A 17,740-nucleotide genomic window follows, 5' to 3' on the forward strand; every position below is an offset into this window, starting at 1 on the left:
CGAATTATACGCGTTTGAAGATCAGTGAGCCATTGGTGCCGCCAAAACCGAAGGAATTGGAGAGGGCATATTCGAAGTTGCCGGCCTTGGCAACATGAGGCACCAGATCCAGGTCGCACTCATCATCCGGGTTGTCCAGGTTGATGGTGGGCGGCGCCATCTGATCGCGCAGCGCCAGTACCGTGATGATCGCCTCGATGGCGCCGGCGGCACCCAGCAGGTGACCGGTCATCGATTTGGTGGAACTGACCATCAGGGATTTGGCATGTTCGCCAAATACGGCCTTCATGCCGCGCAGCTCGGCGACGTCACCCAGCGGGGTGGAGGTGCCGTGGGCGTTGATGTAGCCCACCTGCTCGGGGGCGATACCGGCATCCTTGATGGCATTTTGCATGGCGCGTGCGCCACCGTTGCCGTCAGCGGGAGGCGCCGTCATGTGGTAGGCATCGCCGCTCATGCCAAAGCCGACCAGCTCGGCATAGATCTTGGCGCCACGGGCCTTGGCGTGTTCGTACTCTTCCAGCACCAGCACCCCGGCGCCATCACCCAGCACGAAACCGTCGCGATCTTTATCCCACGGACGGCTGGCCTTGGTGGGCTCGTCGTTGCGGTTGGAGAGCGCCTTGGCGGCGGCAAAACCGCCCATCCCCATCGGGGTGGAGGCTTTCTCGGCGCCGCCGGCGACCATCACGTCCGCATCGCCGTAGGCGATCATGCGACCGGCCATGCCGATGGCATGGGTGCCTGTGGTACAGGCGGTGGTGACGGCGATGTTGGGGCCCTGCAGGCCTCTCATGATGGAGAGATGACCGGACACCATATTGATGATGGTGGACGGTACGAAGAAGGGGCTCAGCTTGCGGGGACCGCCGTTGACCAGGCTGCTGTGGTTCTGCTCAATCAGACCCAGACCGCCGATGCCGGAACCGATCGCCACACCGACACGCTCGGCATTCTCCTCGTTGATGACGAGACCGGCATCATCCAGCGCCTGCACGCCTGCGGCGATGCCGTACTGGATGAAGAGATCCATCTTGCGAGCTTCTTTGCGGTTGATACCGTACTGCTCGGGATCGAAATCCTTGACCTGGCCTGCGAAGCGGGTCGCAAACTCGCTGGCGTCAAAGTGTTCGATGGGAGAAATGCCGCTCTGCCCGTTGAGCAGGGCTTGCCAGCTGGATTCGGCAGTGTTGCCTACCGGGGAAAGCATCCCCAAGCCGGTCACCACGACTCTGCGTTTTGACACTGAGGTAGTCTCCGAGAGGTGTTTTGAAAAGGAGTAAACATAAAAGAAGCGGCCCTTGGGCCGCTTCTTTCAGAACAGGAACTTATTCCTGATTAGCGGTGATGTAGTCGATAGCCGCTTGAACAGTGGTGATCTTCTCGGCTTCTTCATCAGGAATTTCGGTATCGAATTCTTCTTCCAGCGCCATTACCAGTTCAACGGTATCCAAAGAGTCAGCGCCCAGGTCGTCGACGAAGGAGGCAGCGTTCTTAACGTCTTCTTCTTTAACACCCAGTTGTTCGATGATGATTTTCTTTACGCGTTCTTCGATGTTGCTCATGACCTGAATTTTCCTTTAAAAATACGCTATTGCGTCTGGTTGGGGTAGTTTATTCAATTGACGTGAGTTTGCAAGTAGCTTGCCGCTGGTCAAACCACGAAATTCGCCAAACTTCGGCGTACTATCGCAAATTTGAACAGATCTCACGACAAATTGATTACACCATGTACATCCCGCCATTAACATGCAGGGTTTCGCCAGTGATGTAGGCGGCATCATCCGATGCCAAGAATACCACAGCAGCGGCAATTTCTTTTGGATCGCCCAGACGAGCGGCAGGTACCTGGCTCATGATGCCGGCACGCTGCTCTTCATTGAGCGCCTTGGTCATATCGGTCTCGATGAAACCGGGGGCAACCGCGTTCACGGTAATGCCGCGGGAGGCCACTTCACGAGCCAGCGACTTGGTGAACCCCACCAGGCCCGCCTTGGCGGCCGCGTAGTTGACCTGACCGGCGTTGCCCATGGTGCCGACCACGGAACCGATGCTGATGATGCGGCCATTGCGCTTCTTCATCATGGCGCGCAGCACCGGCTTGCTCAGACGGTACAGGGAGGTGAGGTTGGTGTCGATGATCTCGTTCCACTCATCATCCTTCATCCGCATCAGCAGGTTGTCACGGGTGATCCCGGCGTTGTTGATCAGGATGTCGATGTCGCCAAAACGCGCCTTGATGGCGGCGAAGACGGCTTCGATGGATACCTGGCTGGTCACGTTCAGCGCCATGCCGCAACCCTGTTCACCCAGATAGGCGCTGATTGCCTCGGCGCCGCTCTCGCTGGTCGCCGTGCCGACTACCTTGGCGCCACGGGCCGCAAAAGTTTCAGCAATCGCACGGCCGATGCCACGACTGGCACCGGTCACCAACACAACCTTATCGGTAAAGCTCATTCATTGCTCCTGTTTACTTGATCTGGGCCAGCGCCTGCTCGAAAGAGGCGGCATCGTTGGCATGAATACCTTCCACGCGCTTGTCGATGCGCTTGGCGAGCCCGGTCAGTACCTTGCCCGGTCCCATTTCGATCTCGAGGGTGACCCCCTCGTTGGCCATCCGCTCGACAGTCTCGGTCCAACGAACCGGGCTGAACAACTGACGCACCAATGCCTGCTTGATGGCGGCCGGATCCTGCTCACAGGATACGTCGACATTATTGATGACGGCGATGGCAGGAACCTTGATCTCGATCCCGTCCAGCGCAGCTGCCAGTTTTTCGGCAGCAGGTTTCATCAGCGCGCAGTGGGAGGGCACGGAAACCGGCAGCGGCAGCGCACGCTTGGCACCGGACTCTTTCATCAGCACGTTGGCGCGCTCGACGGCCTCTTTGTGACCGGCGATGACCACCTGGCCCGGGGAGTTGAAGTTCACCGGGGAGACGACCTGGCCCTGTGCCGCTTTCTCGCAGTTGGCGGCGATGGCGTCGTTGTCCAGGCCGATGATGGCGGCCATGGCACCGGTGCCTTCCGGCACGGCTTCCTGCATGGCCAGACCACGCAGCTCAACCAGTTTGACCGCATCGGTAAAGGCCAGCGCGCCGCTGCAGACCAGGGCGGAATACTCACCCAGACTGTGGCCTGCCATCACGGCGGGGGTTGCCCCACCCTGCTGTTGCCACAGGCGCCACAGCGCGACAGAAGCGGTCAGCAGTGCAGGCTGGGTACGCCAGGTCTTGTTCAGCTCTTCGGCCGGACCTTCCATTACCAGGGCAAACAGGTCATAACCCAGCACCTGGCTCGCCTCGGCGAAGGTCTCCTTGATCACGGCATGTTGTTCGGCCAGCTCGGCCAGCATGCCGACGGTTTGGGAGCCCTGTCCCGGGAAGGCAATGGCAAATTGGGTCATCATTGATTCCTTTAAATAAGAGAAAAATGAGAACGGCAGGATGAGACGCTCGTCCCACCCCGCTGACGATCAGAGGCGAACCAGCGCCGAGCCCCAGGCAAAACCGCCGCCGAAGGCTTCCAGCAAGACCAGCTGGCCCGGTTTGATCCGGCCGTCGCGCACCCCTTCATCGAAGGCGATGGGCACGGAGGCGGCAGAGGTGTTGCCGTGTTTGTCGAGGGTCAACACCACCTTGTCCAGCCCCATGCCAAGCTTCTTGGCGGTGGCACTGATGATGCGGAAGTTGGCCTGATGGGGCACCAGCCAGTCCAGCTCGCTCGGCTCGATGCCGGCGGCGGCCAGGGTTTCGGTGACGATCTCGCTCAGACGGGTGACCGCGACTTTGAAGACATCGTTGCCCTTCATGTACATGTAGGCTTCGAGCTCGGCCCCCGGCATGCCGCGACGGGGCTGCGGCAGCTTGAGCAGCTCGCCGTAACGACCATCGGCATGCAGATGGGTGGAGAGGATGCCGGGGGTGTCGCTCGCACCGATCACCACGGCCCCTGCCCCGTCCCCAAAGAGGATGATGGTGCCACGATCCTCGGGATCGCACATGCGCGACAGCACATCGGCGCCGACGACCAGCACGTGGCGGGCGGCACCGGATTTGACGAACTGATCGGCAATGGAGAGCGCGTAGGTAAAACCGGCGCAGGCGGCCGCCACGTCGAAGGCCGGGATCCCTTGCACCCCGAGCAGCCCCTGCAGTTCACAGGCGGCGGCCGGAAAGGCGTTTTCGGCGCTGGTGGTGGCCAGCACTATCATGTCGAGATCGGCGGCCGTCAGGCCCGCGGCCTCCAGTGCGCGCAGGGCTGCCTGGTGAGACAGGGTTGCAACGGTTTCATCGGCACCGGCAATGCGGCGTTCACGGATCCCGGTACGCTCCACAATCCACTCGTCACTGGTCTCTACCATCTGTTCGAGGTCGGCGTTGGTGCGTACTGAGTGCGGCAGATAGCTGCCAGTACCCAAAATTTTGCTATGCATAGAGTTCTTATAGATCCCTGTCGGAAAAGACAGATTCAAGGCGATCTGCGATTTGCAATGGAAGTTGATGCTTGGCCTCTTGCGCGGCCAGCAGGATCGCGTTACACAGGGCACGCCGTTCGGCCCGCCCATGGCTTTTTACCACAATGCCGCGCAATCCTAACAGACTTGCACCGTTATACTGGTCGGGGTTCAGGTAAGAAAAACGTCGTTTGAACATAAATCCGGCGATACGGCCAAGAAAACTGCGTTTCTTGCGGGGATATCCGGCCAGTTGGGCCATCATCCGCACCACCCCCTCTGCCGTCTTGAGGGCAACGTTGCCGACAAAACCGTCGCAGACGATTACGTCGCAATCGCCACTGAAAATTCGATCCCCTTCGACAAAGCCAACGAAGTTGAGCGCCTGGCACTGGCGCAGCAGTTCGGCACTGTGGCGCACCAGATCGTTGCCCTTGATCTCCTCCTCCCCCACGTTGAGCAGGGCCACCCTGGGAGTGGCAATACCCTCCACCTTTTCAGCCACCACGGCCCCCATCACCGCAAATTGCAGCAGGGTGTCGGCATCGCAGCTGACGTTGGCGCCGAGATCCAGCATCACGGTGCGTTTGCCGGACAGGGTGGGCAGCGCCTTGATGAGGGCGGGTCGGTCGACGCCGGGCAGGGATTTGAGCACACATTTGGCCATCGCCATCAGTGCACCTGTGTTGCCGGCGCTGACGCAGGCATCGGCCTCGCCGCTCTTGACCAGATTGAGTACGACTCGCATGGAGGAGTCTTTCAGGGTGCGCAGTGCCACGATCGGTTTGTCGCCCATCCCAACGACCTGGGAGGCATGTACAAAACGGACGCGAGGGTGATTGAGCAAGCCATGTTGCTGCAGGAGAGGGGTGGTCTGGTGCTGGTCACCGACCAGGATCAATTTCAGCTGGGGTAAAAGAGACAGTGCCTGCACGGCGGCAGGCACTGTTTCCGAGGGGCCAATATCTCCCCCCATGATGTCTAGCGCGACAGTTTGCGTAGACAAAGGCAATCCTTAAGCGATTACCTTTTTACCGCGGTAGAAACCATCGGCAGTCACGTGGTGACGACGATGGATTTCGCCACTGGTCTGATCAACAGTCAGGGCAGCGGTGGTCAGCGCATCGTGGGAACGACGCATGCCACGCTTGGCACGGGTTTTACGGTTCTGTTGTACGGCCATTGTAGGCTAACTCCTAAATTCACTTACGTTTAAGCTCTTCAAGAACTGCAAAGGGATTCGGCCGCTCATCAGCAGGTTCGATTTCACCCCAGGTCATCTCCATGTTACCGCGCGGGCAAGCATCCATGGGATGCATGGCCACCTGCGGCAACGAGAGGATGAGTTCATCCTCCAGGATTTGATGAAGATCCATCTCGCCGTTTTCGTCCAACTCAATGGGCTCATAAGCTTCCGGCAGTTCTTCCTCGTTTGTTCTTTCGAACAGCGGAGTGTAGATAAATTCAGCTTCACAGAGATGTTCGAATGTCTCTCCACAACGCTGGCAAACCAGGTCAACCTTGGCATGGGCAGTGCCTTTCATAACGGTCAACTTCTGGACATCTTTGCCAAAGTGCAGCGATACATCGATATCACTCCGCAAGCCTGCGGTTGATTCCTCCAGCCTGGGCATCTGCGACTTTTCCACTATCCCGACATAATCGAGCAGCTTCGAGGCACTACGGACTGGATCAACCTTTACGGGCAACTTCACCTTTTGCATAGGGCGCGAATATTATAGGTCCAACAACTGATAGTCAAAGGAAAAAGTCCTTACCGCCGATGATTTTAACCTCACAACCCCCGCACATGGCGGAACTTGCGCTCACCGGTGTCTGATTATGCCACAAACCAGCGGATCCGACACCGGATCCTGGCCGGATTTGCTGGCGCGTCAGGCCCCAGACAGTTGTCAGACCGTCCCGCCGTCGCTTGCTTGTCCAGTTCGCCCTGCCTTCCCCACCCTGCTGCAGTCAAGGGGTAGAGCCACAAGCACCATGCTTTCCACCATGTAGCTGATGAAGACAGGCACAGATCTCCACCGGGGCGGCCTCCATCAGGCGGCGAATGGCGCGAAAACTCTGCAGCGCAGCGTCGGCAGCCATGGGATTGACGAGCCAGGCGGGCAGCGTGTCGCCCGGGTTGGTATAGGTTTCGAGGCGCACCAGCGTCGTGCCGTTCAGCTGAGGCAGCGCCTCCCAGCGTCCTTCACTGGTGCGGATCCGCACCCGGCCGGGATAAGGCGGCAAAGCATCGGGGGCCGCCCAGACGCTCAACACCAGGCCGCAATCTGGCAGCCGTTGCAGGCGGGAGTGGGTGATCAGCTCCCGGTCCTGTACGGGCCAGGGAGCAGCGAGTCGGGTATAAACAATATCCTCATCGGGGGCGGGCTTGGCCAATACCCTCACCTCCAGGCTTTGGGGCAGCCACTCCTGATGTCGACCGGTATCACGCAGTACCGCGAGCAGTGCCGCAGGGGGCGCTGCCACATACATCTCCAGTCGCAAGGCCAGAAAGGCGCCGGGTGGATGAGGGCGGGTCCACAGCAGTATTCCCTCCTCCCCTGCCTGCAGGTGCCAGCCCTGTGCCCAGACCGGCAAACAGAGCAACCATAACAGCCATATCCCGACTCTCATTATCCATGACCCCGCCTTGCCCATTCCTATGCTTATAGCCGTTTTTTTGGCCCCGCGAGGTAGAGGTCAGGGTTAACCCGCGCCCGTTGCCGCGATATGCTGGTGGTAGAGCCGTTTGATCTCGTCGCGCAGCCACAGCACCTTGGTGTTGTGGTTGTTGCGCTTGTGCCAGAGCAGGATGAAGGCGATGTCGAGTTGCCGGTAGAGGGCTTCATCCAGCGGCAGCGGCAAGGAGATCAGATTGTCGTGGTGCTGGCGGGCATAGCTGGCGCAATAGGAGGGCACCACCGCGATCAGTTCGTGGTCTGACTGGGCTGCGATGTGCAGCGCCTGCTCGAAGCTGGAGACCCGGATCGGCACCTGCCGATTGAGCCCCTCATCATCCAGCAGGCTGTCGAGCGCCCAGGCATCGCTCGCCTCCCACACCACGCTGACATGGGGATAGGCGAGGAAGTTGTCGAGGTTCCAGGTGCGGGCCAGCAGCGGGTGATCCTTGCGCAAAAACACCATGGGCCTGTCTTCGAACAACACCTCGTGATCGATGTAATAGGGCAACCGGTTGACCCTGGCCAGCGAGCTGGGGTGGGTTTCCCTCGCACAGAAGCCGAGATCGGCATCGCCATTGATGATGTCGTTGAGGGAGTGATGGTCCCAGTTCATGATCCGGATGGTTGATTTGCGATAGGTTTCATAAATCACCATGGGCAGATCATTGAGAAAGCTGATGTAAAAGGGCGACTCCAGCACCAGCCTGAACGCGGCCCCCGCCGGAATGGCATTGCCGCAGAGAGAGGCGATGTTGCCCGATAGCTGGAACCACTCCTTGAGCTCTTCTTCCAAGGTGAGCGACAAATTGGTGGGCTCCAGCCCCCGCTGAGTGCGAAGGAACAGCGGGTCGTCGAACCAGTCGCGCAGCCGCGCCAGCGCCTTGCTGACGGTAGGCGCCGTGACATTGAGTTTCTTGGCAGCCTTGGTGACACTGCGCTCTTGCAGCAACAGCCGAAATACCACCAACAAATTGAGATCGAGGTCGATCAAGGGACGCATGCTCAGGGATTCTCCATGACCGGGGTACCATGGGTGGCGCTGTCGAAGGCCGGCCCCAGGGCGCGAAAGAGCAGATAGAGTAACACGGCGCCGAGCAGGGCACAGGCAAGCAGCGTGCTGGATGTAAAGCCAAGCCACCCCATCAGCCAGATATAACCGGCGCTCACGGTTATCTGGGCAAGACAGAGGGTGGCGCTGGCGAGCGCGATCTGGTGACGGCAACTGGCCAGTGCCTCGCCCATGGCGAGGCCGAAGCTCGCAGAAAAACCGATGCAGGTGAAGGCAAAGCCCGCCAGTAGCAGCCACAGGCCCCAGAAGCTTTCAAGATGAGAGGCCAGGATCAGCAGCAGCGCCAACCCCAACCCGCCGTGGGCCAGTGCAAGCAAGTTGTGCTTGTGGAGCCGACGCAGCAACAAGGGGGCGAAGAAAGAGGTGATCATGCTGATCATCGCCATGATCATCATGATGCGGGCATACTCTGCGGTTGCCAGCCCCCTCTGGGTCATCAGGATCATGGACGAAGTGCTGACATAGGTCAGAATGCAGGTCATGCCGGCACTGCTCAGCACGCACATCCAGAGGAACTGCGGCACTCGCAAGAAGGCAAAGCGGGCTGCTGACGTGCTCGAGGGTGGCTCAAGGTGCGCCGGCAGGCTCTCTTTCAGCCCCAGCAGGTTGATCAGCAGCACCACGCCGCCGAGCAGCGCCATGGCCTGAAAGATGGCGGGCCATGGGAAGCCGGTCAGGATGAGATAGCCGAGCAGCGGCGCCAGCACGGGGATCACGCAGATGACCCCATTGATTGCCGACAGCACGGCCGCCAGCCGTGCCGGTGGCAACACGTCTCGCAGCACGGTAAAGGTCATGATGTAGAGCGCGCCAGCCCCTGCCCCCTGACCCACCCGCGCCAGCAGAAACTGCGCAGTGTCGTCGGCGCTGCCGGCCAGTAGCGACGCCAGCATAAACAAGCCGGCCCCACTCAGGATCACTGGCCTGCGGCCGTGGCGATCCGCCAGCAAGCCGGCCAGCGGGACGGTCGCGGCCATGCCAAACAGATAGAGGGAAAACGCGGTGTGCAGCTGAGCCTCGCTGGCCTGAAGGCTGGCACCTATGTTGGGCAACGCCACCAGATAGAGATCGATCCCTACCGGGTAGAGCGTGATCATCAAAAAACAGCAAAGCATGTAACGGCCCATGGTGACTCCTCAGTGAATGGGTAGCATCGACAGGGGCACTATAACGTCAGGCCGAATGAATAAGCCGATAGCGGTGTTTTCCAATCTCGACATATTGGAAAAGAGAGTGGCGGCGACATTTGCCCGCGCCGCACGATGGCGATACCATCGGCGCCTGCCCGTTTCTGAACCTGGATAACTGATTGCCATGTCGCGCCCCCTGATCCTCGCTTCCACCTCCCGTTACCGCAAAGCCTTGCTGGAAAAGCTGGGCCTCCCCTTTGAGTGCGCCGCGCCCGAAGTCGATGAATCTGTGCTACCCGGTGAAGAGGCACAAGCGCTGGTGGCCCGCCTTGCCCATGCCAAGGCCAGCGCCATTGCCGGCCTTCGTGATCAAGGGCTGATCATCGGTTCTGATCAGGTGTGCGTCTGCGATGGCCGGATCCTGGGGAAACCGGGAACGGTCGAACAAGCGGTAGCCCAGCTGATGGCGGCCCAGGGGCGCAGCATCACCTTTTATACCGGCCTGTGCGTACTGGATGCGGCCTCCGGCCGGGTCGAGCAGCTGGTTGAGCCTTTCACCGTCCATTTTCGCCAGCTGGATGAGGAGGCTATCCGCCGCTATGTGGAGGCCGAACGTCCCCTCGACTGCGCCGGCAGCTTCAAGTGTGAAGGCATGGGTATCGTGCTGTTCAAGGCTCTGGAGGGACGCGATCCCAATGCACTGATCGGCTTGCCGCTGATCGGACTGATCGAACTGCTGGAGCGCCACGGCCTCTCTCTGCCCTGATGAAGGCAGAATGTTGGCAATAAAAAACGGAAGCCTTGGCTTCCGTTTTTTATTGCATCCCGGTGCTTGTCATCAACCCAGCAGCGCCCTCAGCTCCGCCATGGTATCGACCACCGCCAGCGGATGGTGGGCCTGCAGGCGCCCCCGGTTGTGCACGCCCCAGCTTACGCCGATGCGCGGCATGGCCAGCGCTTCGGCCATCGCCATGTCGTGGATGGAGTCACCTATCATCACCGCCTGTGACGGGATCAGCGCCAGCTCGGTCAGGATTTGGGTCAACATCAGGGGATCAGGCTTGGAGTTGGCCTCATCCGCTCCGCGCGTGGCGGCAAAGAGTGGCCGCAACCCGGTTTCATCCAGTACCCTGTCCAACCCCCGCCGTGACTTGCCGGTCGCCACCGCCAGCGCAATGCCCTGCTCGTGCCAGCCGTGCAGCAGCTCCCTCGCCCCGGCAAACAGGGGGCTGGGAGTGGCATCGTGCAGATAGTGGTGGCGATAGCGGGCGATCAGAGCATTGGCTCGCTCACCGCCCTGCTCCAGGGAAAACAGCCGGGGGATGCCGACCTCCAGACTGAGGCCGATGATCTGATGAGTCTCGGTGGCGGTGGGTACCACCTCGGCACAGTCACGGGCGGCGGCAGCCACGCAGGCCACTATCCGGCCCACCGAGTCCATCAGGGTACCGTCCCAGTCGAAAATGGCGAGCCGGATCTGCGTCATCAGCGGGCCAGTCCGTTGAGGAAGGTTTCGAGCTCGGGCGACAGGGGCGCTTCGACCTGCATCTCGCGACCATCGGCCGGATGGGTAAAGGTCAGCCGCCAGGCATGCAAGAAGAGCCGTTTCAGGCCTTGGCTGCGCATTTTCTCGTCAAATGCCGCTTCTCCATACTTGTCGTCACACGCGATGGGGTGGCCGGCATGCAGGGTGTGCACCCGGATCTGGTGGGTACGGCCGGTGATCGGGCTGCACTCGACCAGGGTCGCCTCGGCGAATTGACGGGCAATGCGAAACCGGGTTTCTGACGGCTTGCCATCGGCACTGACCCGCACGACCCGCTCGCCGGATTGCAGATCATTCTTGCGCAGCGGCGCATTGACCACCTTGACGTGGGGTTGCCACTGGCCACGCACCAGCGCCAGGTACTGTTTGCGCATGGTCTTGACCCGCAGCTGCTCGTGCAGACTACGCAGGGCGCTGCGCTTCTTGGCGACCAGCAGCACACCGGAGGTGTCGCGATCGAGACGATGCACCAGTTCGAGAAAACGGGCTTCCGGGCGCAGGGCGCGCAGCCCTTCGATGACCCCGAAGCTCAGCCCGCTGCCGCCGTGAACGGCCATGCCGGACGGCTTGTTGAGCACGATCATGGCGTCGTCTTCAAACAGGATCTGGCTTTCCAGACGCTGGATGCTGCCGAGGTTGGCCGAGGGCAATTCATTCTTTTCGGCGACCCGCACGGGGGGAACCCGTACCTCGTCGCCGGCGCAGAGTTTGTACTCCGGTTTGATGCGCTTTTTGTTGACGCGCACTTCCCCCTTGCGAAGGATGCGATAGATCAGGCTCTTGGGGACGCCCTTTAGCTGAGTCTTGAGAAAATTGTCGATGCGCTGCCCGTCATGCTCAGCTTCGATGGTGAGCAGCTGCACTTGTTGTTGTATCTGTGTCATGGCGCGGATTTTAACACTGCCGACGGCCCTTGGCTGCATGCTTTGTTGAAAAATGGCGCCTTGCTATAAAAGTGATTTAAATGGGATAATAAACAAGGTTTTGTCATTGTGTTCAAGCCTTGTACTAAGTGGCCAAAAATTATGCCACCCAATCCCGAAACACCGTGTATACAAGAACATGACGGTTCCCGGGTGCGAGGTACAGCGCATGGAGAACGCAAACAGAACCGCCTATTTGTCTCCACACCGGTATCCTTTTCATGCCTTCTCGAGAAGGCTGAACCAGAGTGCCCTTAGTTTGCGCCTCATGCATACCCCAACCGGGAGGTTGCCCCAGTATGCTGAAGACCCGAGGCCGGCGCCGGCAGGATCCTGTGGAGGAAATCAAAATGACAAAATAACGAGAACTCAATGAAAAGAATGCTAATCAACGCGACTCAGGAAGAAGAGTTGCGCGTAGCGCTGGTTGACGGACAACAGCTCTACGATCTGGATATTGAAAGTCCGGGACACGAGCAGAAGAAAGCGAACATTTACAAGGGCAAAATCACCCGCGTAGAACCCAGTCTCGAAGCTGCTTTTGTCGACTATGGCGCCGAGCGCCACGGTTTCCTGCCGTTAAAGGAAATCGCCCGCAATTACTTCCCCTCCGGTTACTCCTATCAGGGTCGTCCCAACATCAAAGAAGTGGTCCGCGAAGGCCAGGAAGTCATCGTCCAGATCGACAAGGAAGAGCGTGGCACCAAGGGTGCAGCCCTCACCACCTTCATCAGTCTGGCCGGCAGCTACCTGGTGCTGATGCCGAACAACCCCCGTGCCGGCGGTATCTCCCGTCGCATCGAGGGCGATGAACGGACTGAACTGAAAGAAGCCCTGAGCGGCCTGACCGTGCCGGACGGCATGGGCCTCATCGTGCGTACCGCCGGTGTGGGCAAGTCCCCGGAAGAGCTGGAGTGGGATCTGAACGTTCTGCTCAACCACTGGGACTCCATCCACAAGGCGTCACAGAGCCGCTCCGCGCCGGTGCTGATCCATCAGGAAAGCAACGTCATCGTGCGTGCCATCCGTGATTACCTGCGCCGCGATGTGGGCGAGATCCTGATCGACAACCCGGTCATTTTCGAACGCGCCAAGTCACACATCGAGCTGGTACGTCCCGATTTCCTCAACCGCGTGAAGCTGTACAAGGGGGAAGTTGCCCTGTTCAACCACTTCCAGATTGAGAGCCAAATCGAGTCTGCCTTCCAGCGTGAAGTGCGCCTGCCCTCCGGCGGCAGCATCGTGATCGATCCGACTGAAGCGCTGACCTCCATCGATATCAACTCTTCCCGCGCCACCAAGGGCGGCGATATCGAAGAGACTGCGCTGCAGACCAACCTGGAAGCGGCCGACGAGATTGCCCGTCAATTGCGTCTGCGTGACCTGGGTGGTCTGATTGTCATCGACTTCATCGATATGACGCCGGTTCGCCATCAGCGCGAAGTGGAAAACCGTCTGCGTGAGGCCGTGCATCAGGACCGTGCCCGCATCCAGCTCGGCCGGATCTCCCGTTTCGGTCTGCTGGAGATGTCTCGTCAGCGTCTGCGTCCCTCCCTCAACGAGTCCAGCAGCCATATCTGCCCCCGTTGCCAGGGTCAGGGCGTGATCCGTGACAACGAATCACTGGCCCTGTCCATCCTGCGTCTCATCGAAGAAGAGGCGATGAAGGACAACACCGAACAGGTGCATGCTCAGGTGCCGGTCGATGTCGCCGCCTATCTGCTCAACGAGAAGCGCAGCTCCATCGCCAGCCTGGAACAACGCAATGATGTGCGTGTCTACATCATTCCGAACCAGCACCTGGAAACCCCGCACTACGAAGTGACCCGCATCCGTCAGAACGAGATCCCGGAAGCGGCCAGCTACGAGCTGAAAACCGAAATTGCCAAGCCGGTCTACCAGCCGAAACAGGCCCAGACCATCGAGCGCGAGCAGCCCCTGCTGCAAGGCTTCGTCCAGGCACCGCAACCGGCTGCGCCGGCGGCCCCCGCCCCTGTTGCAGCCCCGGTTGCCGAAGAGCCGGGCCTGTTCGGCAAGCTGTTCAAGAGCCTCTCCAACCTGTTCGGCGGCAATGCTGACAGCGCCGAGGTCACCGCGCCTGCCGAGAAACCGGCAACGCGCGAGGCTCGCAAAGAGGACGGTCACCGTCATCAGCGCGATGAATCCCGCAGCCGTGGTCAACGTGGTCGTCGTGACGACAACCGCAGCAGCCGCAACGGCGATGCCGGCGAGAAGCGCGAAGGCGTGGCCAGCCGCGAGAACGGCGAAGGCCGCAACCGTCGCCCACGCAAAGAGCGTGAGCCGCGTCAGGAACGTGAAGCCCGTGGTGACGTGCGCGAACAGCGCATGGAACGTGAACCTCGCGAGGCTCGTGAGCCGCGTCAGGAGCGCGAACCCCGTGCCCCACGTCAGGCTCGTGAGCCCCGCGCTCCGCGTGAACCCCGTGCCGAGGTAGTGGTCGACACGCTGGACAGCGTAGAAGCCGTTGCCACCAACGTGGAACAGCGTCAGGAAAAAGAGCAGAAAGTGGCCGAGCGCCGCGAACGCCGCCAACTGCGCAAGCAAATCCGCGTCGATGCGCCTGCCGATGACGCCGCTGTTGCCCATGCTGCCGATGTAGCGCCGGTTGCCGCCGTCGATGCCGTTGACGCGACTGAACAGCAGGATGAGCAGGCAGAAGGCCAGCGTCGTTCCCGCCGTACTCCGCGCAATCAGCGTATCGAAGGCCAACGCCGCAAGCGCATCAACGAAGAAGCTCGCAGCCAGCGTGACGATGAAGAGCAGACTGCCGAAGTCGCTGCACCGACTCTGACTGCCGCCGCGCAAGCCGATGCAGCCCAGGTCAAAGTGGAAGAGCCGGCCGTGCCCGTGATCACCATCCCGAGCGCTGAAGCCGTTGCTGCAGCCCTGCAGGCCTCCTCCGCCCTGACCGAGCACGTGGTTGCCGAGGCCGTCGCCGAAGAAGCCCGCGAGCAGGCCGAAGCCGTTGTCGCCGCTGAACCGGTAGCAACCGTCGTCGAAACCGCCCCCGTGGTGGCCGAACCGGTCATTGCTGCTGTTGAAGCCGCGCCTGTTGCAGTGGAAACCGTGGCAGAAGCTGTCGTTGAGGCTGTTGAGACTCCGGTTGTCGAGAGCAAGCCGGTTGTGGAAGCGACCGTAGAAACCGCCCCGGCAGTTGCAGACGTTGTTGCCGCACCGACCTTTGAGCCGGTTGCCGCTGTGGCCGAACCTGTTGTCGTTGCAGAGACTGCCAAGGTTGAACCCGCAACCGCAGCCCCGGCTGCCAAGCAGGTCAAGCGCGGTGGCAGCCTGCTGGCTGGTGCCCGCAAGGCCTCTGCCCCGATGGCAACTCCGGCCGCCGCCCCTGCCCTGCCGGCACGCGAGCCGGTCGAGTATGCACCCTTGGTGCGCAGCGAAGTGGCCACTTCCGGCCGTCATGGTGGCAGTACTGCCGCCGTCAACGTTGCAACCAGCCCGGCCGGTCGTCCCTGATTGACCCGCTAGCCTGATAAAAGAGCCACACACTGTGTGGCTCTTTTTTTATCTCTTTATGTAGCACCTATTGTTCCAGCAGCGCCTGCAACCCAGTCCATTACCGTCTGCTCATCTTCTTTATGCCACTCTGTGCAAACCTAACCCTGGCTTCTCGCACTGCTGATGGTTACCCGTCATGCTTCCCTACCCCACTATCCAGGCTTCACGCTTCTGATACATCCATATGATCTGAAACCCCGGTCGTTTTACGACAGCAGACATGGTCAGTTGAAACCGCGGTTAATACGACTTGCTCCCCCCCATTCCCGCCGGCTTTCCAAGCAGTGAAGCTGTGATAGCGGAGCAGAACATTGTTCATGGCGTTGCACACTGTCCATTTCTTCTATCGGATATTCACCAACGCACATCTGACTGCCTCGTTACATCATCTGAACTCTGCTGCTCGCGCCGATTGGCCTCCCCATGACTTGAGTGACTGGTCTAACGGGCCACATTTTTGTTGATGTCAAATCCCCTCGCTTTGTAGACGGGTTTCTTTGAAGGTCGTGATATGGGTGAGATCAGTGACGAGTCTTTTACATTGTTTTCAAATATTTAGTTTGATGGCATATAACGAGAGCATTGGCATCCTCGTCAACTACGAAGGTATGGCTGAGTGTTTGTTTTGAAGACATGAAAAAAGGGCCCTTGGGGCCCTTTTGACAATCAGATGGAACTGGTTCAACTGAACAGATGGTTGCTGATCAGGAACAGACCACCGGAGAGCAGCATGGTGAGCGGCAGGGTCAGCACCCAGGCCATCAGAATGGTCTTGATGGTCTGGCTCTGCAGACCCGACTTGTTGGCCACCATGGTCCCCGCTACCGCAGAGGAGAGAATATGGGTGGTGGACACCGGCATGCCGGTCAAACTGGCGATACCGATGGAGGCAGCTGCCGTGATCTGGGCTGCAATCCCCTGGCTATAGGTCATGCCGGAGGAGCCGATCTTCTCGCCTACCGTGTAGACGATACGACGCCAGCCCACCATGGTACCGCAGCCAAGCGCCAGGGCGATGGAGACGATAACCCAGGTCGGCGCGTATTCGGCGGTCGCGGTCAGATCCTTGCGCCATTTGGCCAGATCGGTCAGCTCCTTGGCCGGCAGCGGCAGCTTGGAAACCTTGCGGGCGGTATCGTCGATGCACAGCAGCAGGCGACGTACTTCACGGCGATCGGTCAGGTCCATCTCTTCATAGGTGCGCACCTGGGCAAGACGATTGTCCAGGGTGGCCATGGCCTGCAATGCACCGGAGGCGGCGCAGTGGGTCATCAGCTCTTCCTGGGCCTGGGCAGGCACCTTGAAGTCCACCACCTTGGAAACCAGCTCATGGTTGCGCTGATAGATCTCCATGATGCGCTGGTTGGCATCCTGGGTGCGATCCAGATCGTAGGAGCGGCTGTTCATATCCAGCGCGAAGTAGGCCGGCGCCATGCAGATCAGTACCAGCATCACCAGACCGATCCCCTTCTGGCCATCGTTGGAGCCGTGCACGAAGCTGACCCCCATGGCAGAAGCTACCAGCGTGAGGCGAGCCCAGAACGGCGGATGCTTCTTGCCATCCACCAGCAGGCGCTCTTCCGGCGTTTTGTGGATCTTGCTGCCCTGCCAGACACGTTTCATGGCAAACAGCAGTATGGCCGCGATGATGAAACCGACGGTGGGCGAGATGATGAGGGAGAGCATGATGTCGATGGCTTTACCGACGTTGATGCCTTCCTGCAGCGGTTGATGGTTGATCCAGGCATAGGCGCCGCCTACCCCCAGGATGGAGCCGATCAACGTGTGCGAGCTGGATGCGGGGATCCCGAAGAACCAGGTGCCCAGGTTCCACACGATGGCGGAAAACAGCAGGGAGAACACCATGATCAGACCCTGGGTAGAGTCCATTCCGAGCAGCAGATCGATGGGCAGCAGGTGAACAATGGCATAGGCCACCCCCAAGCCGCCCATCATGACCCCGGCAAAGTTGAACAGACCGGAAGCCACCACGGCCGTATGTGCCGGCATCGCCTTGGTATAGATGACCGTTGCTACCGCATTGGCGGTATCGTGAAAGCCATTGATGAATTCATAGGCCAACACAAAAAAAACGGCCAATACCAAACCGATTGACCACCACAAACCCAAACCACTAAACATTTCAAACATAAAAAACGAACCTGTTTATGAGTTGCGGCGGATTATGCCAGAAGGCTGATAACGCCATACCCGTTGTTGAAATATTTCAGTAAGAAAAAAAAAGAGCATTCAGCCAAAAAATAGCTTAGCGCCAGTCTCCATGCGGCTTGTCTTGGATTAATTAAACAGACCTTGCCTGACAAAAACAGTCCCCAAACGGGAACAATTCATCATCTCTGGCCCCTTCAATCCCCCTCCACAGGTGCGTGCTGCGTCA

The 17,740-nt window shown here is 59.7% G+C and carries 16 protein-coding genes; 2 read left to right on the forward strand and 14 right to left on the reverse strand.

The features are described 5' to 3' along the window. Positions 1 to 4: 4 nt before the first annotated feature. From fabF to AB5Y98_RS19070, 11 genes are all read right to left on the reverse strand, one after another. Positions 5 to 1,246: a beta-ketoacyl-ACP synthase II gene (gene fabF / locus AB5Y98_RS19020; RefSeq protein WP_010633978.1), complete on the reverse strand. Its 1,242-nt coding sequence runs from the start codon at positions 1,244 to 1,246 to the stop codon at positions 5 to 7. A gap of 82 nt (positions 1,247 to 1,328) precedes the next feature. Beyond that, positions 1,329 to 1,565: an acyl carrier protein gene (acpP, locus tag AB5Y98_RS19025; protein WP_005300909.1), complete on the reverse strand. Its 237-nt coding sequence runs from the start codon at positions 1,563 to 1,565 to the stop codon at positions 1,329 to 1,331. A 157-nt stretch (positions 1,566 to 1,722) separates the two neighbouring features. Further along, positions 1,723 to 2,457, reverse strand: a complete 735-nt coding sequence (gene fabG / locus AB5Y98_RS19030; RefSeq protein ID WP_368232534.1) for a 3-oxoacyl-ACP reductase FabG — start codon at positions 2,455 to 2,457, stop codon at positions 1,723 to 1,725. Between the two features lie 13 nt (positions 2,458 to 2,470). Then, positions 2,471 to 3,406 carry an ACP S-malonyltransferase gene (gene fabD / locus AB5Y98_RS19035; protein ID WP_216972870.1) on the reverse strand — a complete coding sequence of 312 codons (936 nt, stop codon included), beginning with the start codon at positions 3,404 to 3,406 and terminating at the stop codon, positions 2,471 to 2,473. Between the two features lie 69 nt (positions 3,407 to 3,475). Continuing rightward, complete coding sequence (locus AB5Y98_RS19040) at positions 3,476 to 4,435, reverse strand: beta-ketoacyl-ACP synthase III (RefSeq protein ID WP_010633976.1); 960 nt, start codon at positions 4,433 to 4,435, stop codon at positions 3,476 to 3,478. Between the two features lie 7 nt (positions 4,436 to 4,442). Then, positions 4,443 to 5,462, reverse strand: coding sequence for a phosphate acyltransferase PlsX (plsX, locus tag AB5Y98_RS19045; RefSeq protein ID WP_368232536.1), 1,020 nt, complete (start codon positions 5,460 to 5,462; stop codon positions 4,443 to 4,445). A 9-nt stretch (positions 5,463 to 5,471) separates the two neighbouring features. Then, positions 5,472 to 5,639, reverse strand: a complete 168-nt coding sequence (gene rpmF / locus AB5Y98_RS19050) for a 50S ribosomal protein L32 (protein ID WP_005300935.1) — start codon at positions 5,637 to 5,639, stop codon at positions 5,472 to 5,474. 19 nt (positions 5,640 to 5,658) lie between these two features. After that, positions 5,659 to 6,180, reverse strand: coding sequence for a 23S rRNA accumulation protein YceD (yceD, locus tag AB5Y98_RS19055; RefSeq protein WP_010633974.1), 522 nt, complete (start codon positions 6,178 to 6,180; stop codon positions 5,659 to 5,661). Positions 6,181 to 6,430: 250 nt separating this feature from the next. Beyond that, positions 6,431 to 7,096 (reverse strand): START domain-containing protein, encoded by a 666-nt coding sequence (locus tag AB5Y98_RS19060; RefSeq protein ID WP_368232817.1) that lies wholly within the window; start codon positions 7,094 to 7,096, stop codon positions 6,431 to 6,433. Positions 7,097 to 7,165: 69 nt separating this feature from the next. Beyond that, positions 7,166 to 8,140 carry an HTH-type transcriptional regulator YidZ gene (yidZ, locus tag AB5Y98_RS19065; RefSeq protein ID WP_095592753.1) on the reverse strand — a complete coding sequence of 325 codons (975 nt, stop codon included), beginning with the start codon at positions 8,138 to 8,140 and terminating at the stop codon, positions 7,166 to 7,168. A 2-nt stretch (positions 8,141 to 8,142) separates the two neighbouring features. Then, positions 8,143 to 9,336: an MdtL family multidrug efflux MFS transporter gene (locus AB5Y98_RS19070; protein WP_368232538.1), complete on the reverse strand. Its 1,194-nt coding sequence runs from the start codon at positions 9,334 to 9,336 to the stop codon at positions 8,143 to 8,145. A 187-nt stretch (positions 9,337 to 9,523) separates the two neighbouring features. Here AB5Y98_RS19070 and AB5Y98_RS19075 point away from each other — a divergent pair, with 187 nt between their 5' ends. Further along, positions 9,524 to 10,105, forward strand: coding sequence for a nucleoside triphosphate pyrophosphatase (locus AB5Y98_RS19075; RefSeq protein WP_368232540.1), 582 nt, complete (start codon positions 9,524 to 9,526; stop codon positions 10,103 to 10,105). A 72-nt stretch (positions 10,106 to 10,177) separates the two neighbouring features. Here the strand turns inward: AB5Y98_RS19075 and AB5Y98_RS19080 are convergent, their stop codons facing one another. Beyond that, positions 10,178 to 10,825, reverse strand: coding sequence for an HAD family hydrolase (locus AB5Y98_RS19080; RefSeq protein WP_368232541.1), 648 nt, complete (start codon positions 10,823 to 10,825; stop codon positions 10,178 to 10,180). Then, entirely contained in the window at positions 10,825 to 11,769 is a 945-nt protein-coding gene (gene rluC / locus AB5Y98_RS19085; RefSeq protein WP_010633970.1) for a 23S rRNA pseudouridine(955/2504/2580) synthase RluC, read from the reverse strand. Before rluC ends, AB5Y98_RS19080 begins: the two co-directional genes overlap by 1 nt. Positions 11,770 to 12,180: 411 nt before the next feature. On the opposite strand from rluC, the gene rne reads away from it, so the two are divergent. Then, a complete protein-coding gene (gene rne, locus AB5Y98_RS19090; RefSeq protein ID WP_368232543.1) occupies positions 12,181 to 15,300 on the forward strand; it encodes a ribonuclease E in 3,120 nt (1,039 codons plus the stop codon). Positions 15,301 to 16,023: 723 nt separating this feature from the next. Here the strand turns inward: rne and AB5Y98_RS19095 are convergent. Continuing rightward, on the reverse strand, positions 16,024 to 17,493 hold the full coding sequence (locus AB5Y98_RS19095) for an inorganic phosphate transporter (RefSeq protein WP_005300957.1): 1,470 nt from the start codon (positions 17,491 to 17,493) through the stop codon (positions 16,024 to 16,026). Positions 17,494 to 17,740: the final 247 nt, after the last annotated feature.

It is taken from the genome of Aeromonas sp. s3 (genome assembly GCF_040907805.1).
Lineage (GTDB): Bacteria > Pseudomonadota > Gammaproteobacteria > Enterobacterales > Aeromonadaceae > Aeromonas > Aeromonas dhakensis.

Coding starts and splice junctions, on each gene's coding strand:
- AB5Y98_RS19075 (WP_368232540.1), top strand. CDS start 9,524: ATGTCGCGCCCCCTGATCCTCGCTTCCACCTCCCGTTACCGCAAAGCC.
- AB5Y98_RS19080 (WP_368232541.1), bottom strand. CDS start 10,825: ATGACGCAGATCCGGCTCGCCATTTTCGACTGGGACGGTACCCTGATG.
- AB5Y98_RS19095 (WP_005300957.1), bottom strand. CDS start 17,493: ATGTTTGAAATGTTTAGTGGTTTGGGTTTGTGGTGGTCAATCGGTTTG.
- AB5Y98_RS19070 (WP_368232538.1), bottom strand. CDS start 9,336: ATGGGCCGTTACATGCTTTGCTGTTTTTTGATGATCACGCTCTACCCG.
- acpP (WP_005300909.1), bottom strand. CDS start 1,565: ATGAGCAACATCGAAGAACGCGTAAAGAAAATCATCATCGAACAACTG.
- AB5Y98_RS19040 (WP_010633976.1), bottom strand. CDS start 4,435: ATGCATAGCAAAATTTTGGGTACTGGCAGCTATCTGCCGCACTCAGTA.
- yidZ (WP_095592753.1), bottom strand. CDS start 8,140: ATGCGTCCCTTGATCGACCTCGATCTCAATTTGTTGGTGGTATTTCGG.
- fabD (WP_216972870.1), bottom strand. CDS start 3,406: ATGACCCAATTTGCCATTGCCTTCCCGGGACAGGGCTCCCAAACCGTC.
- rne (WP_368232543.1), top strand. CDS start 12,181: ATGAAAAGAATGCTAATCAACGCGACTCAGGAAGAAGAGTTGCGCGTA.
- yceD (WP_010633974.1), bottom strand. CDS start 6,180: ATGCAAAAGGTGAAGTTGCCCGTAAAGGTTGATCCAGTCCGTAGTGCC.
- fabG (WP_368232534.1), bottom strand. CDS start 2,457: ATGAGCTTTACCGATAAGGTTGTGTTGGTGACCGGTGCCAGTCGTGGC.
- rluC (WP_010633970.1), bottom strand. CDS start 11,769: ATGACACAGATACAACAACAAGTGCAGCTGCTCACCATCGAAGCTGAG.
- rpmF (WP_005300935.1), bottom strand. CDS start 5,639: ATGGCCGTACAACAGAACCGTAAAACCCGTGCCAAGCGTGGCATGCGT.